The 17,500-nt window shown below is 51.3% G+C and carries 11 protein-coding genes; all 11 read left to right on the top strand.

The window, feature by feature from the left end:
* The first annotated feature begins 70 nt into the window (after nt 1-70).
* Complete coding sequence (locus ACAW87_RS04525) at nt 71-3,106, top strand: SusC/RagA family TonB-linked outer membrane protein (RefSeq protein WP_370721966.1); 3,036 nt, start codon at nt 71-73, stop codon at nt 3,104-3,106.
* A gap of 22 nt (nt 3,107-3,128) precedes the next feature.
* A complete protein-coding gene (locus ACAW87_RS04520; RefSeq protein ID WP_370721965.1) occupies nt 3,129-4,787 on the top strand; it encodes a RagB/SusD family nutrient uptake outer membrane protein in 1,659 nt (552 codons plus the stop codon).
* Between the two features lie 459 nt (nt 4,788-5,246).
* A complete protein-coding gene (gene uxuA / locus ACAW87_RS04515; RefSeq protein WP_370721964.1) occupies nt 5,247-6,428 on the top strand; it encodes a mannonate dehydratase in 1,182 nt (393 codons plus the stop codon).
* Between the two features lie 35 nt (nt 6,429-6,463).
* Complete coding sequence (gene uxaC, locus ACAW87_RS04510) at nt 6,464-7,897, top strand: glucuronate isomerase (RefSeq protein ID WP_370721963.1); 1,434 nt, start codon at nt 6,464-6,466, stop codon at nt 7,895-7,897.
* Nucleotides 7,898-8,009: 112 nt separating this feature from the next.
* Nucleotides 8,010-9,350, top strand: coding sequence for an MFS transporter (locus ACAW87_RS04505; RefSeq protein ID WP_370721962.1), 1,341 nt, complete (start codon nt 8,010-8,012; stop codon nt 9,348-9,350).
* Nucleotides 9,351-9,513: 163 nt separating this feature from the next.
* On the top strand, nt 9,514-10,944 hold the full coding sequence (locus ACAW87_RS04500) for a Gfo/Idh/MocA family protein (protein ID WP_370721961.1): 1,431 nt from the start codon (nt 9,514-9,516) through the stop codon (nt 10,942-10,944).
* Nucleotides 10,945-11,058: 114 nt separating this feature from the next.
* Nucleotides 11,059-12,447: a putative oxidoreductase C-terminal domain-containing protein gene (locus tag ACAW87_RS04495; protein ID WP_370721960.1), complete on the top strand. Its 1,389-nt coding sequence runs from the start codon at nt 11,059-11,061 to the stop codon at nt 12,445-12,447.
* A 145-nt stretch (nt 12,448-12,592) separates the two neighbouring features.
* The gene (locus tag ACAW87_RS04490; protein ID WP_370721959.1) at nt 12,593-13,711 is read left to right on the top strand and encodes a Gfo/Idh/MocA family protein; all 1,119 of its coding nucleotides are present in this window, start codon (nt 12,593-12,595) and stop codon (nt 13,709-13,711) included.
* Nucleotides 13,686-14,555 carry a ThuA domain-containing protein gene (locus ACAW87_RS04485; protein ID WP_370721958.1) on the top strand — a complete coding sequence of 290 codons (870 nt, stop codon included), beginning with the start codon at nt 13,686-13,688 and terminating at the stop codon, nt 14,553-14,555. The genes ACAW87_RS04490 and ACAW87_RS04485 overlap by 26 nt, the downstream gene beginning before the upstream one ends.
* Before the next feature lie 227 nt (nt 14,556-14,782).
* Nucleotides 14,783-16,357, top strand: coding sequence for a F0F1 ATP synthase subunit alpha (gene atpA, locus ACAW87_RS04480; protein WP_370721957.1), 1,575 nt, complete (start codon nt 14,783-14,785; stop codon nt 16,355-16,357).
* Nucleotides 16,358-16,470: 113 nt separating this feature from the next.
* Complete coding sequence (gene atpG / locus ACAW87_RS04475; RefSeq protein WP_370721956.1) at nt 16,471-17,352, top strand: ATP synthase F1 subunit gamma; 882 nt, start codon at nt 16,471-16,473, stop codon at nt 17,350-17,352.
* Nucleotides 17,353-17,500: the final 148 nt, after the last annotated feature.

Below are 17,500 nucleotides of genomic sequence, written 5' to 3'. Positions count from 1 at the left end.
ATAATCAAGAATACAACAAGCGTTTGTTCCTGTTATTAAACCCTATGTTTAAGTATAATCCCTTTAATCTATGATCTCTTACTACTTTCAGGCGCCGCAAATTCGGCGTCTACTCGCATGGTCCTGCCTATGGCTGTGTTGTTTATGTACTGTTCCGGCTCTGGCTCAGGAACGAATGATCACCGGCCGTGTCAGCGACGAGCAAATTTCGTTGCCGGGAGTTACAGTCACCGTTAAGGGAAGTACCCGCGGCACCACAACCGATTCTGAGGGTACTTACCGCATCAGCGTGCCAAATGACCAAGCCGTGCTGGTGTTCTCGTCGGTAGGATTCTCCTCGCAGGAGTTGGTTGTTGGCAATCGCAGTTCTATCAATGTAACCCTGACCAATGACGAACGCGCCCTGAATGAGGTGGTAGTCGTTGGTTACGGTACGCAGAAAAAGAGTCAGCTAACGGGTGCTATTTCGTCGATAAGTGCCAAACAGATTGTTGAGTTACCTATTACCAACGCCAGGCAGGCTTTACAGGGTCGTGCCGCCGGTGTCGATGTAGTACAGAGCGGTAGTCGCCCCGGTGCAGGCGTAACGGTGCGTATCCGTGCCCGTCGTTCCATCAACGCCAGTAACGATCCCCTCTACGTAGTTGACGGTATACCGCTCGCTGGAGGTATTGATGACATCAACCCGAATGATATAACGGGCATGGAAGTCCTGAAAGATGCTTCGGCAACGGCCATCTACGGGTCGCGGGGTGCTAATGGAGTGGTTATCGTAACGACTAAACGCGGAAAACCAGGCCAGACTGTCGTAAGTTTGGACAGCTATTACGGCATCAGCCAGCCCCTGAGTCTGATCGACGTGATGGACGGACCTCAGTTTGCTGAGTACAAGCGCGAATCTCGTCGGGCCATTAATGCCTACACAACGGACGCGGCTTTATTTGAGCCAATTGAGTTAGATGGCATTACAAACGGTCGTACTACCGACTACCAGTCCTACCTACTTCGTACGGGGAGCATTCAGAGTCACCAGGTTGGCGTATCGGGGGGTAACGAAAAAACGCAGTTTGCCATCTCGGGCAACTACTTCCAGGACGTAGGTATTATCAAAAATCAGGATTTTACCCGGTATACATTCCGGATCAACCTCGACCATCAGATAACCAAGCGCGTCAAGGTGGGCATATCGTCACTAGGCGTGTACAGTCTCCAAAACGGCGAAGTCTTCAACCCGTACGGTGGTGCTTTGCAGGAAAACCCATTGGGTAAACCTTACGATGATAATGGCAATCTGATTTTCCTGCCTACTTCCGACGGTTTGCGTACCAACCCCATTGCCGAAGTCATACCTGGTGCTCAGATTGACTTGAATAAGCGTATTCGTCTATTCAATAGTGTGTATGGCGAGTGGAACATTCTGGACGGGCTTCGTTACCGAGTCAATTTTGGACCTGACTTCACCAACCGGCGTCTTGGTCGATTCACAGCAAGTCAAACCAACGCTCGGCGCGGGGGCGATCCAACAGCCTTTACCCTGTACGAATACGGCTTTAATTATACGCTCGAGAACATTCTGACGTACGATAAGACCTTCAAAGGAGTACACAACCTTAACCTGACGGCTCTGCAGTCTATACAGCAGGACGACATTGAGCGGGGTCAAATGAGTGTGACGGGTATTCCGGCAGAGACACAGCAGTATTTCAACCTTGGTGAGGCCACCCTTATCAATAGTATCGGTACAGATGTAAGCCGCTGGACCTTAAACTCCTACATGGCACGACTGAATTATGCCTACAACGACAAATACCTCTTTACACTGACAGGCCGCTATGACGGATCGAGCCGCTTCGGTACCAATACTAAATATGGTTTCTTCCCATCGGCTGCCCTTGGCTGGAATCTCAGCGAAGAGCCATTCCTGAAGACTGTAGCCTGGGTAGATCAGCTAAAATTACGTGCCAGTTATGGCTCTATTGGCAATACGGCTATCAACCCGTACCAAACGCAAACTCTGCTGGGACGTACCACCTACGCCTTTGGTACAACACCAGCTTACGGCTATCGCCCCGGTACGATTGGCAACTCCGATTTGAAGTGGGAAACAACCACTACGGCCAATATTGGATTAGATTTTAGCCTGTTTCAGGGTCGTTTGAGTGGTGCCATTGAGGCTTACCGCGCCAACACGTCTGACCTTCTCCTTCAGGATCAGTTACCGCTCACAAGCGGCTTTGGCAGTGTATTACGAAACGTGGGTAGAACACGCACGGATGGTCTCGAAATCAGTATTTCAACCGTCAATGTTGCCTCGAAAAGTGGTTTCCGCTGGACAACTGACATTCAATGGGCAAAGAACCGTGAAGCCATTGTTGAACTCTTCAACGGCAAAGTAGACGATATCGGCAACGCTCGCTTTATCGGTCAGCCCATTACAGCCTATTTCGATTATAAGAAAATCGGTATCTGGCAGGCAGGCGAAGAATCTCAGGCCGCCAGTTTTGGCCGGAAGGTGGGTGAAATAAAAGTAGAAGATAACAACGGGCGTACGCCGGATGGCAAACTGACGGGCCAGCCAGATGGTAAAATCAATGCCGACGACCGCCTGATCATTGGTTCGCAAGTTCCCGACTTTACGGCAGGCGTAACCAACCGATTCAGCTACAAGGGCCTTGACTTCTCCTTTTTTGTCTATGCCCGCGTAGGTAGCACATTCCGTAGTGGTTTCCATACGGCTTTCAATTCCCTGGCAGGTCGGTACAATAACCTTGACATCGATTATTGGACTCCTAACAATCCTACCAATGAGTTCCCCCGACCGAACCAAAATCAGGAAGCCCCCGTGTTCCAATCTACACTGCAGTATTTCAGTGGCACGTTCCTGAAAGTACGGAATATTAACCTCGGTTATACCTTCCCCGAAACACTCACTAGCCGCATTAAATTAAGTGCCTTGCGGCTTTATGCTTCGGCCCAGAACCCATTTAATTTCTCAGAATATCGCTCAAAGTATAAGGGCATCGACAACGAATCATTCGACATCGTGGACCAGAATCAATCGCCTACTGTAAAACAGTTTACCGTAGGAATCAACGCAAAATTCTAATCCCGATTTAACTCAGTCAATCATGAGAAAAATAATCATACTCTTTACAGCTACACTGCTGTTACTCACAGGACAATCCTGCAAAGATGTTCTTGTTGAAATACCAATCTCACAGGTAGGTAGCCAGTATCTGGACACACCAGCCGGCTTTGAGGCTGCAGCACGAGGTGCGTACCAAACACTTCGTAACTTTTACGGCCGCGAAATAGGCATGAACCTAACCGTTTTCGGCACCGATACGTATACGATGGGGGCCGACGGAAGTTATAAATTTATGAACCAGTATCTCTCGCAGTTTGACGGCAGGGTAGACCTGATTCGTAACCTCTGGAATGATTTCTACATTGGTATCAATACTGCCAACCTGGTGATCGACGCATCTGAAAATATTGCCGGTATTGATGCAACCGTTAAAAAACGGCGCGTGGCTGAGATGAAATTCCTGCGGGCTCACCACTATTTCGTGATGGTGCAAACCTGGGGTCCGGTTGCGTTGGTTCTCAAGGGTAATACAGAACCTACAAAAGCCTTTACCCGCGCCCCGGTTAAAGATGTGTACGCGGCAATAGTCAGTGACCTGGAGTCTTCTTTGGCTGACCTCCCACCTACAACGAGTGGGGTCGACTACGGACGGGCGAACAGAGGGGCGGCCGAGCACCTGCTGGCCCGGGTTTATCTGACGAAAGCAACATCAGAAGCAGCAGCGGCTGATGATTATGCAAAGGCAGTTACTCATGCGACTAATGTAACTAAGAACTATTCGTATTCGCTGCTACCCGACTTTGCCCGAGTGTTCGAGCAGGGAGGTGGAGAGATCAACTCTGAGGTAATCTTTGCCACACAGTACACGTCTGACCCACTTACTAATGGCCCTGGTAACCAAACGCACTTATACTTTGGTATGGAGTACGACACGCAGGCAGGTATGCAGCGCGACACGCAAAATGGTCGCCCGTTTAAGCGATATAAGCCAACTACGTATATGACCGAAACGGTATTCGCTCCGGCTAACCGCATGAATGACTCACGCTACAAAAAGACGTTCAAGGATACCTGGATCTGCAACAGACCCGGAACATACACAAACGTATTCGATGACTCTAAAACTACGCTTACGTTCGCGGCCGGTGATACCACCATATTTATTCCTGGGGTTGAGATGAGTAAGGCCGAGCGCGCCAAACGTAAATATCAGGTGCTGGTGCCCAGTAATTACCGGCTTAACCTGTTCCCAACACTTCAAAAGCATCTCGATCCGCTCCGCCCCGACCGTACCTACGAGCAGGGAAGCCGCGATTTTTTGATGTTCCGATTAGCTGAAACGTACCTGATCTTGGGTGAGGCCCAGTTTAGATTAGGTAAATTACCAGAAGCGGCTGAAGCAATCAACGTAGTACGTCGGAGGGCAGCATGGCCCGGTCGCACAACTCAAATGGAAGTTACACCTGCCCAAGTAACGCTTGACTTCATTCTGGATGAGCGGGAGCGAGAATTAGCTGGCGAAATGTTCCGCTGGTTTGATTTGAAGCGCACGGGCAAGCTCATCGAGCGGGTAAAGGCTCACAACACGGATGCCGCCGCCAACATCAAAGATTTCCACTTGTTACGGCCCATCCCACAGGATCAGATCGACCGGACTACCGATGGTGTAACAACCTTCCCTCAGAATCCAGGGTACTAAAAAAAATGGCCCCAACTCTTTCCCCATCGGGAGAGGTTGGGGCCATGCTAAGTAAATGAACCCTTCAGCCCCAAAAAGTATCAGATGAATGGAGCGTATCAGTGTCCATAGTCTCGAAAAAAAATCTGTCAAGCCTATGCCTGGTTGCCATCCTCACCCAAGTAAAACACTTGATTTTTCTCTCCCATTTTAAGATATACTGTTTATAAACGGCCGTACCCGCTTGATACTATTGTTGAGATTGGGCAACGAATTATAAAAAAAACGAGAAATAATTGGCACTGGTTGATGAATAGACCCATTCAGGACCAACAAGTGAGTAGAATATATACGCCTATCTCCATTTTCGGATGCTGTCAATTCGCCCCTGAAACTAAAGTTGTTTAGTTATCAGCAGGTAGCACAATCACCTATGGTTACTTTCTCACGTTGAACAGTCATTAAAAAAATACACCCTGAATGAATTTACTACAATCCTGGCGTTGGTTTGGGCCAAACGACCCCGTAACCCTCGCCGACGTACGCCAAACCGGAGCAAGCGGAATTGTTACCGCCTTACACCAAATTCCTCATGGCGATATCTGGCCCGTAGAGGCCATCCGGGCGCGGCAAGCCGAAATAAGTGCATCGGCTAAGGGCGAGGCACCACTTCACTGGGCGGTTGTTGAAAGCCTGACCGTATCAGAAAGCATCAAAACCCGTACGGGCGCATTTCGACAGCACATCGAAGACTACAAACAGAGCCTTCGCAATCTGGCCGAATGTGGCTTGAAAATAGTCACTTATAACTTCATGCCCGTCAATGACTGGACCCGTACCAGTTTGAATCACCCTATGACTGACGGATCGAAAGCGCTTTATTTCAACTGGTTCGACCTGGCAGTTTTCGATATTCACCTGTTGAAACGGCCCAACGCAGCCGATGACTATTCGGCCCATGTCGTGGCCGAAGCCGAGCGGCGGTTTGCCAGCTACAGCACGGGAGAAAAAGAGCAACTCGCCGACGTAGTAATGTTTGGTATTCCCGGCGAAGCGAAACAGACCTTGGAACGGATGCGCGAAAAGCTAGGTACGTATGACGATATCAACGCCGACGCCCTACGCTCAAACCTGACCGATTTTCTGGCCGATGTGGCCCCCGTTGCCGACGAGCTGGGCATCAAGCTGGCTATTCACCCCGACGATCCGCCGTTTCCTATTTTTGGTCTGCCACGCATTATGTCGAGGGCCGAAGATTATGAGTACATGCTTACCAAAGTGCCCAACGAGAGCAACGGCGTTTGTTTCTGCACCGGCTCACTGGGTGCTAATCCGGCTAACGACCTGCCCGCGCTTGCCCGGCGTATTGGCGAGAAAATTCACTTCGTTCACCTGCGTAATGTGCGCAAAGATGAACACGGTAATTTCTACGAAGCCGATCATTTGGATGGAGATGTAGATATGTATGCCGTTATGCGCGAGATTCTGGCTATTCAGCAGCGAGTGGACGAGCCTATCCCCTTCCGGCCCGACCACGGCCATCAAATGCTCGACGACCTGCACAAGACTACTAATCCCGGTTATTCGTGCATTGGCCGTCTGCGTGGACTGGCCGAATTACGCGGCCTCGAAATGGGTATTACCCGGGCTGAGGGCTGGTAATCTATCCTGGCAACAAGCACTAACCTCAACTAGATATGACACTGAATTCTGTTACTACCGAGCCCTTTATTTCCGACAACTTTGTGCTGGAAAACGAGTTTGCCCGGTCGCTATACTTCGATTACGTTCGCGATCTACCCATCGTGGACTATCACAATCACCTGCCTCCCGACGAAATTGCCAGCGACAAGCGATATGCCAACCTAACCGAAATCTGGCTCAAAGGCGATCATTACAAGTGGCGGGCCATGCGCGCGAACGGCGTTCCTGAGGCGTTGATCACTGGCGACCGCAACGACTGGGATAAGTTTGAAGCCTGGGCCAAAACGGTTCCGTATACCATGCGCAACCCGCTCCAGCACTGGACACAGATGGAGCTCAAGCATCCGTTTGGTATCGACGATTTATTGACCGGTCAAAACGCACGGTTGGTCTATGATACCTGCAACGAGCAACTACAGAGCCACCTCACGGCCCGCGCCCTGCTCGATGCGCATAACGTACAGGTAGTTTGTACAACCGACGACCCGACCGATGACTTACGGTACCACAGTCAGTATGCTGCCGAAGGGAAGGCCTTGCAAATGTTCCCCACTTTCAGGCCCGATACACTTCTGCCTGCCAACACCGAAGCGTGGCGCAATCAGGTAGCGAAACTAACCGCGGTGTCGGGTATTACCGTGACTGATCTCGATTCGCTGCTCGAAGCGCTGATTAGTCGTATCGACGCTTTTCATGCGCTGGGTTGCCGGGCGTCTGACCACGGTTTGGAACGTCTGCCGCCCGTTTCTGCCCGCACCACAGCGCTGGAAACGGCATGCAAGCAATTGCTCGCCGGACAAACGACGCCTGATGCCGCTACCATAGATCTTTTGCAGGGGTACGTTCTGGTGGAATTATGCCGCGAATACGCCAAACGAGGCTGGATTCAGCAGTTTCACCTGGGTGCGCTACGCAATGTGAGCACGCGCTTGTTTAACAGCCTGGGGGTGAACGTAGGCGGCGACTCGATGGGCGACTGGAGCCAAACGCAGCGGTTAGGTCAGTTTCTGGATGCGCTCGATCGCGACGGCCAACTAACCAAAACGGTCCTGTACAACCTCAACCCAGCCGACAATGAGACGTTTGCCACGATGATCGGAAACTTTCAGTCGAGCAGCGATTCGGTGCCCGGCAAAATTCAGTGGGGCTCGGGCTGGTGGTTTCTCGATCAGAAAGATGGCATGGAGACCCAACTCAATACCCTCTCGAACATGGGGTTGCTGAGCCGCTTCATTGGTATGGTGACCGATTCGCGTAGTTTCCTATCGTTCTCCCGCCACGATTATTTCCGCCGTATTCTGTGCAACCTGATTGGACAGGATATTCAGCGCGGCCTGTTGCCCAACGACCTGCCCTGGCTAGGTCGGCTAGCCGCGAATATATCGTACCACAACACAGTAGATTACTTTGGCTGGACCATTAAATAGGCACTGGCATGCTCGGTCAGGTACGTTCATTACACCTGATCGGGTCTACCAGCCAATCAACCACCACCCGCTGATACCGTAGTGTCCTTCCTGCTGCGATTAAACCTCTTCTATGCTACATACCGAACCTGCCTCTATGATCGACTCGACGGAAAGGCAAACCAACTACCGTTGGACCATTTGCGGGCTGATATTCTTTGCCACCACCATCAATTACCTCGACCGGGTGGTGATTAGCCTTTTGAAGCCCAGTCTCGAAAAAGAATTCAACTGGACAGAAACCGACTACTCCAACCTGGTGGTGGTGTTTCAGGCGGCCTATGCTCTGGGTATGCTGGGTATTGGCGGTATCATTGACCGAATCGGGACTAAAAAAGGCTATGCGCTTTCGCTTACGCTCTGGAGCATTGTAGGTGTAGCCACAGCCTTCGCCAAAACGACTTTCGGCTTCGGTGTCGCCCGGGCCGCCCTGGGGATAAGCGAAGCGGGTAACTTTCCGGCTGCCATTAAAACTGTAGCAGAGTGGTTTCCCAAGAAAGAGCGGGCACTGGCAACGGGTATATTCAATTCAGGCACCAACATCGGGGCTATTGTGGCTCCCCTTACCGTACCTTTTATCGCCGAAAACTATGGCTGGCAGTGGGCCTTTATTCTAACCGGCGCAACCGGTGTAATCTGGCTGGTACTGTGGCTGACGATTTACGAAAAACCTGCTGTCCACAAAAAAGTATCTGCTTCTGAACTGGCTTATATCAATAGCGATGCTGACGAACGAGCTGAGGAAGCAGCCGCCGAAGGAACACTCAAAGTATCGTGGTTTAAATTACTGACGTTCCGGCCTACCTGGGCTTTCTTTTTCGGTAAGCTACTGACAGACCCGATCTGGTGGTTTTACCTCTTCTGGTTGCCTGCTTTTTTGAAGGCTCAATATGGCCTTCAGGGTACCGCCCTGGCCCTACCGGTAGCGTTAGTGTACACGATTGCCAGTGTTGGTAGTGTGTTTGGCGGCTGGTTGCCACTCAATTTCACCAAAAACGGTATGTCGATTTTCAAAGCACGCAAAACATCCATGTTTATCTATGCTTTGTGTGCGTTACCGGTTGTATTTGCCCAATGGCTCGGTAGCATGAATATCTGGCTGGCCGTTTTCATCATTGGCTTTGCGGCTTCGGCTCATCAGGCCTGGAGCGCCAACATCTTCACCACCGTGTCGGATATGTTTCCTCGTCGGGCGGTTGCTTCGGTAACCGGTATTGGTGGCATGGCCGGGGCCTTTGGGGGTATTTTTATCGCTAAGCTGGCCGGTCGGTTGTTCGATCACTACAAGGCACTGGGCGAAATTGAGACTGGCTACTACATTATGTTCATCATCTGTGGATTTGCTTATCTCACCGCCTGGAGCGTGATGCACCTACTGGTTCCGAAATTCAAAACGATCAATATCGCTGAATAGATCAGAACCGGATGGTAGACGTTGGATGCTGGATATTGGACTAAAGACTACCGCGAGGCTACGATTTTGTCCAAAGTCCGGTATCCAACATCTAACGTCCTTACTGATCTCGCTGCTATTCCTTACCTATTTTTCCCCGATTAACTCCTGAACCAACCGAACCATGCAACAGAATGATACGTCAGATGCTTCGCGCAGGAGCTTTCTGAAAACTACCGCAAAGGGAATACTGACATCGTCGGCCATTATAAGTGGATTTCCAACCATCGTTCCAGCGTCGGTATTTGGCAGAAACGCGCCCAGTAACCGCATCAACATTGGAGCGATCGGCACCGGTCGAATCTCTCGCGGACACGACATGCCCGGCGTCTGGCAGTACGATAATGCCAACATCATGGCCGTTTGTGATCTAGATGTAAATCGGGCTAACGATGCTAAAAAGCTGGTTAACGGCTTTTACAGCAAAAAGACCGGTAAAGACTATGATGGCGTTCGGGTATATACCGATTACCGCGAATTGCTGTTAAATAAAGACATCGACGCAGTGCTCGTTAGTACGCCCGATCACTGGCACGCGCCAATTGTGGTTCATGCGGTAGAGGCGGGCAAAGACGTATACATGCAGAAACCAGCTTCGCTCACCATTGCCGAAGGCCGCATGATGGCCGATGCCGTGAAACGCTCGGGGCGGATTGTGCAAGTGGGCAGTCAGCAACGATCATCGCGGCAGTTTCGCTACGCAGCCGAACTGGTACGAAATGGGCGGATTGGCGATCTAAAAACGGTGTATGTAGGCCTACCCGGCGACCCCGGTGGCGATGAAGAACCTGAGATGCCCGTTCCGAAAAACCTGAACTACGATATGTGGCTCGGTACCACACCCGACGTGTACTATACCGAAAAGCGGGTTCACCCAAATGTAGGTTATGACCGACCAGGCTGGCTTCGTTGCGAGCAGTTTGGTGCGGGCATGATTACGGGTTGGGGCGCACACCACATCGACTGCGCCCACTGGGCGATGGATACCGAACTTACCGGACCGGTCGAGATTTGGGGGAAAGCTGATTTCCCAAAAAGTGGACTGTGGAATGTTCACGGTATTTTCCAGACCGAAGCGCTCTACAAGAATGGTGTGAAGATGGTTGTGAGCAACGAGATACCGAACGGGATCAAGTTTGAAGGCACTAAAGGCTGGATTTTTGTATCGCGGGGCGACGCGTCGGTGACGGCGAGCGACCCGATTGCCAAGCAAAATGCGGCCAAGGCCCTCGACGCCAGTGACCCAAAAATCATTACATCGGAAATTGGGCCAAACGAAATCAACCTACCCGTCAGCAAGGAGCACCATGGCAACTGGCTGGAAAGTATTGTTAGCCGGAAAGAACCCATCGCCCCAGTCGAAATTGGGCACCGGTCATGCTCGGCCTGTTTGCTCCATCACGCGGCCATGAAGCTGAACCGGAAACTGTACTGGAATCCGGAAAAAGAGCAATTCGTAAACGACCCCGAAGCCAACAAGCTCCTCTCTCGTCCGCAACGTAAAGAATACGCGATCACGGCATCGGCTTCGAAAAAAATGCTCAAGAAAGGCTGACATTAGCTAAAGCTACGTACTTGATTTCCCGATGAGTTCTGTAGCGCCGAAGCTCCAGCTTCGGTACTGAATAAAGTTACCCTACCGAAGCTGGAGCTTCGGCGCTATAGAACTATGAAAATTGCTCTTTCCATCACAACTACGCTGGTTATCGCTACACTCGTTGCCTTTCGCGGACCGGGCGCCATCGGCCCCATTCGGCTAATCACGCTCGACCCCGGCCATTTCCATGCAGCCCTGGTGCAAAAATCCATGTACGAGGGGGTTGATCCCGTGGTACATGTCTACGCACCCGAAGGGCCCGACGTGCAGATGCACACCGATCGGATACGTACCTATAACACCCGAGCCGACAACCCGACAAAGTGGAAGGAGGAAGTTTACCGCGGCCCTGATTTTATGGCCAAAATGTTGGCTGAACGAGCCGGGAACGTGGTGGTGATGGCGGGTAATAATCGCCTGAAAACAGACTATGTGCGGCAGGCTGTCGGCGCGGGTTTCAACGTGCTGGCCGACAAGCCGATGGTAATCGATGGGTCGGAGTTTGGCAAATTGCAGGAATCGTTTGCGACAGCGGCTAAAAAGAACGTACTGTTGTACGACATCATGACCGAGCGGTATGAGATCACGACCATGCTGCAACGGGCTTTCTCTCGTCAGGCGGCGTTGTTTGGTACGCTGGAAAAAGGCACACCTGATAACCCGGCGGTGACCAAAGAAAGCGTTCACCATTTCTATAAAAACGTGTCGGGCAGCATTCTCACGCGGCCGGCATGGTTCATGGATGTAGCCCAACAGGGTGAAGGCATCGTTGACGTAACAACCCACCTCGTCGATCTGGTGCAGTGGGAATGTTTTCCAGAGCAGACCCTCAATTATAAGAAAGATGTTCGCCTAACCTCTGCCCGCCGATGGACTACGGATATGCGGTTGAGTCAGTTTAAGGCGATCACGAAACTCAATGCTTTTCCTGATTATCTAAAGAAAGATGTTGTTCAGGATAGCGTGCTGAAAGTGTATAGCAACGGAGAAATCAATTATCAGCTCAAGGGCATTCACGCCAAAGTATCGGTCATCTGGGCTTATGCGGCTCCAGCCGGTGCTGGTGATACCCACTACTCTATTATGCGAGGCACCCAAGCGAATCTGATCATTCGTCAGGGAGCCGAGCAACAGTACAAGCCAACGCTCTATATCGAGCCGGTTGCAGGCGCTCCGCAGGGAATGTCCACTCAGTTGGGTACGTCACTGAAAAGCGTGTTGCCCGCCATTCAGCGCGAGTTTCCGGGCGTTGACATCAAGCCGACGGCCGCGGGCTGGATGGTGGTTGTTCCTGAAAAATACAACGAAGGCCACGAAGCGCATTTTGGCCGGGTAATGCAGAACTACCTCGGCTACCTGAAGGCGGGAAAATTACCCGCCTGGGAAGTGCCTAACATGATTACCAAATACTACACCACGACACAGGCACTTACCCTGGCTAAGAAAAGCCAGGTACGTTAGGTATCAGGTACTGAACGCTAGGTGTTGGATAACAGATCAAAACAGGGCGTAAGCTACTTTCTTTCTACTATCCAGCGCCCCGGACTCCCATTGTAACCGTTGCTCTCTAATCGTTTCTCCCCTATTCCTTCTCCAGCTCCTTATCATGGATTCTCTTTTCTCTGACCGCCGGACTTTTCTGAAGAAAACGACCGGTTTAGCGGCGCTGACAGCCTTAGCGCCTCCCCTACAGGCAAGCCCCTACACCAGCGCGTCGCGCATTAAGTTTGCCGCCATTGGTTTAAACCACGGGCACATTAACGGTCAGGTTGAGGCGGTTATCCGAGGCGGTGGTGAGTTGGTGGCTGTTTTTGCCAAAGAGCCCGATCTGCTTGCTGCCTTCACCAAACGGTTTCCGCAGGCTAAAGTCGCCAAATCAGAAGCCGAAATCCTTGATGATAACAGCATTCAGCTTGTGGTCAGTGCAGCCATTGCTAATGAGCGCGCACCGTTAGGCATTCGGGTTATGAAATCCGGAAAAGATTTCATGGCCGACAAGCCCGGTATTACCACCCTTGATCAGTTGGCTCAGGTACGTAAGGTGCAGCAGGAGACAAAACGGATTTACTCGATCATGTTCAGCGAGCGCTTTGAGAACCGAGCTACTGTCAGAGCAGGTGAATTGGTAAAAGCCGGGGCCATCGGTCAGGTTATCCAGACAATCGGCATGGGCCCTCACAGGATCAATCTAAAATCACGGCCCGAGTGGTTCTTCGAAAAAAAACAGTTCGGCGGTATCATCTGCGACATCGCCTCTCACCAGGTCGATCAGTTTCTGTTCTTCACAGGCTCCACTAAAGGCGAGGTTTTATCGTCGCAAACGGGCAACGTGCATTACCCACAGTACCCGAATTTTGAAGACTTCGGCGACCTGACCCTGCGTGGCGACAAAGGCGCCGGCTACATTCGCGTAGACTGGTTTACGCCGGATGGCCTGAATACCTGGGGCGACGGTCGACTGACGATTCTGGGTACTGAAGGCTACATCGAGATTCGTAAAAACGTGGACATTGCAGGACGTGAGGGCGGCAGCCACCTGTTTTTGGTCGACAAGAAAGAAACGCGTTACGTTGATTGCAGCAAACAGGTGCTCCCGTACGGAACCCAACTAGTCGAAGACATTCTGAACCGAACTGAAACCGCCATGCCACAGGCTCATTGCTTCCTGGCTACCGAACTGGCGCTAAAGGCACAGAAAAATGCCCAACGGCTTACAATCGGGTAAAGCCATGCTGTTCACGAAAAAGGCAGGGTTGCTGACGCTCCTTTTACTGATAATTGACCTGTCTCTGGTCAATGCTCAGTCAGAACGGGTTAACTGGAAACGAGTGAAGGTGCTGGTGTACACCAAGAATGGTAAGGGGTACGTCCACGACAACATTCCGTTTGCCGTGCAGTGTATGCTTCGATTGGGAAAACAGCACGGATTCAGCGTCGACACCTCGTCACGCCCGGATGCGTTCAGCGAAGCCAATTTAAAACAATACAACGCCCTCATTTTCGCGAGTACCAATAACGACGTATTCGACGCCGACACGCAGCGGTTGGCGTTTCGGCGCTACATCGAGGCTGGTGGCGGCTTTGTTGGCATACATTCGGTGCTGGGTACCGAGCGAAACTGGCCCTGGTTTAAACGAATGATGGGTGGTACGTTTCTGTGGCATCCGCGCTTTCAACCCTATCGCCTACGGGTATTAGACGCCAACCATCCGTCGATGAAGGACGTACCTACGGTTTGGACGAAATCAGACGAGTGTTACTTCATGAAAGAGTTATCGCCTGGGCCAACCACGGTACTGGCGCACGAACTTGGCTCACTGAATTCGGAAGAATCGGAAAAGATCAAAGCCTCAGCGGGTGCTTATACGGAGCTTTATCCCGCTGCCTGGTACTATCATTTCGATGGGGGTTATACCTGGTGTACGGCGCTGGGTCACGATAAGAAAGACTACGCTGATCCCACGTTTGTGAACCACCTTTTTCAGGGACTCAGGTACGTTGTTAGTCAGGTAAAAAGTATTGATCATCGTAAAGCATACGCCCAATCGGCTTCGGAAGTGATTCGGTAGATCCAGGACACCCCTTCCTCCGCTTTTTGCGGACCTGTTTATCTACTTCTGCAACTATTTCTTCCTTAACTCCAAGGCAACTGGTCAGCAAGACATGCTTCGGCTCCTCATTCTTAGAATAGTATAAGAAATCGTTGCTTTGTCGGGCTTTAATCGGTGTTTTATCGAATTTTAACCGTACCTTTGCGCCCGAAAAATAATCTCTAACTAACGATTTCTCAGACTATATGGTGTCCGTAAGACCCGATGAGGTATCAGCTATCCTTCGCGCACAGCTTGCTGGAGCGCAGACCGAAGCTGAACTCGAAGAAGTGGGTACGGTGCTGCAAATCGGCGACGGTGTGGCGCGTATCTACGGTTTGTCTAAAGTACAGGCCGGTGAATTGCTTGCCTTTAACAATGGCTTGCAGGCGCTCGCGCTGAACCTTGAAGAAGATAATGTCGGTGCAGTATTGCTCGGCGACTACTCAGAGGTAAAAGAAGGCGATACCGTAAAGCGCACCAGCCAGATTGCTTACGTTAACGTAGGTGAAGGCATCCTCGGCCGCGTTGTAAACACGCTTGGCCAACCCATTGATGGTAACGGACCCATTCAGGGCGAGACCTTTGAAATGCCCCTGGAGCGTAAAGCCCCTGGTGTTATCTACCGTCAGCCGGTAACAGAACCCCTACAGACTGGTATCAAAGCGATCGACGCCATGATCCCCATCGGGCGTGGTCAGCGTGAATTGATCATCGGTGACCGTCAGACAGGTAAGACTGCCGTGGCGATCGATACGATCATTAACCAGCGCGAGTTCTTCGAAAAAGGCGAGCCTGTTTACTGTATCTACGTTGCCTGCGGCCAGAAAGCCTCAACGATCAAGCAGATCGAAGCGACCCTGCGTAAAGCGGGTGCCATGGAGTACACGGTAATTGTTGCCGCTGCTGCTTCTGACCCATCGCCTATGCAGTTCTTTGCTCCGTTCACAGGTGCCGCCATTGGTGAGTACTTCCGTGATACGGGCCGTCCGGCACTGGTTGTTTATGATGATCTGTCAAAGCAAGCTGTATCGTACCGTGAAGTATCGCTGCTGCTGCGTCGCCCACCAGGACGCGAAGCGTACCCAGGTGACGTATTCTACCTGCACAGCCGTCTGCTCGAGCGGGCCGCTAAAATCAACCAGAACGACGACATCGCCAGCGAAATGAACGACCTGCCACCAAGCCTAAAAGGTAAGGTAAAAGGTGGTGGATCACTGACGGCCCTGCCGATCATCGAAACGCAGGCAGGTGACGTTTCGGCTTATATTCCAACGAACGTAATCTCGATCACCGACGGTCAGATCTTCCTGGAGTCTAACCTCTTCAACGCCGGTATCCGTCCCGCCATTAACGTAGGTATCTCGGTATCACGCGTGGGTGGTAACGCTCAGATCAAGTCGATGAAAAAAGTGGCAGGTACGTTGAAACTTGACCAGGCTCAGTTCCGTGAACTGGAAGCCTTCGCCAAGTTTGGCTCTGACCTTGACGCCTCTACTAAACTGACGATCGACCGTGGCCGCCGGAACCAGGAGATGTTGAAGCAGCCTCAGTACTCACCCGTTCCGGTTGAGCAGCAGGTAGCTATCATCTACGCCTCAACCAACGGTTTGCTGGATAAAGTACCTGTCGACAAGGTGAAGGAATTTGAGTCGGAATTCAACATGTTGCTGCAAACGCAATATGCCGATGCCCTGACCGACCTTCGTAAAGGCAACCTGAGCGATACGGCAACCGCCGCCATTCGCAAAGTGGTTTCTGAATTGACAGCGAAATATTAAAAAGAAGTTCAAGGTTTAAGGTTCAAAGTCTAAAGTTGCTTCGCTATCTCAGCATTGTTGAGCATCACAACGCAACTTTAGGCTTTAGACTTTGAACTTTAGACGCAAAAAAAATGGCCAGTTTAAAGGAAGTACGCAGCCGGATTACGTCGGTAAACTCAACGCAACAAATCACCAAAGCCATGAAAATGGTGGCGGCGGCTAAGTTGCGGCGGGCTCAGGACGCCATCACGCAAATGCGTCCATTTGCCCAGAAATTGAGCGAAATGCTCGGAACCGTTTCAGCCGGTGCCGAAGCCGCCGCCGACAGCCCGTACAAACAGGCACGGCCCGTACAAAACGTATTGCTGATTCTTGTCACCTCAGATCGCGGACTTTGCGGTGCTTTCAACACGAACGTGGTGAAAGCGGCATTAGCCCGCATCAGTGAGCAATACGCCGAGCAGGCCCGTCGCGGTACGGTGCAGGTTATGGCGATTGGCAAGAAAGGTGCCGAAGCCATGCAACGCCGGGGCTTCAAAGTAAACGCCAACCACGTTAATGCATTTGGCTCACTGAGCTTCTCTACTGTTCGTGAGGCCGCTGAAGAAGCGATGGCTCAATTCGTCAACGGCGAATTCGATGTGGTCGAGGTGATTTACAATGAGTTCAGGAACGTAGCTACGCAGATTATCCGCACCGAGCAGATGTTGCCGATCGTGTCGACTCCTGCTCCGGCTGGCGTGACCACGAGCGTCAACTATAGCTTTGAGCCTGGTGAGGAGCAAATCATCACGGAACTGATTCCTAAAACGCTGAAGATTCAACTGTACAAAGCTGTACTGGAATCGAACGCATCGGAACACGGTGCCCGAATGACGGCTATGGATAAAGCTACGGAAAATGCCGGTGAGCTAATCAAAGAACTTCGTCTTATCTACAACCGGACTCGTCAGGCAGCCATTACCAAGGAAATCCTTGAGATAGTAGGTGGTGCCGAGGCACTTGCCGGATAATTATAATGACACCAATATGAATTAAACCCGCTGCCATGTTTGGTAGCGGGTTTTTTGATGCTTTTATCCAGGTAAACTACTGGTTATTAGTCTCTTATTGTGTAAACTAAAAAATCAGCTATACTTGATACAACCCTGATCGTAAATT

Source organism: Fibrella aquatica, assembly GCF_041321135.1.
In the GTDB taxonomy this organism is placed as follows: Bacteria; Bacteroidota; Bacteroidia; order Cytophagales; family Spirosomataceae; genus Fibrella; species Fibrella aquatica.
Note: the sequence above shows the minus strand (reverse complement) of the source record. Positions and strands in the feature narration are given on the sequence as shown.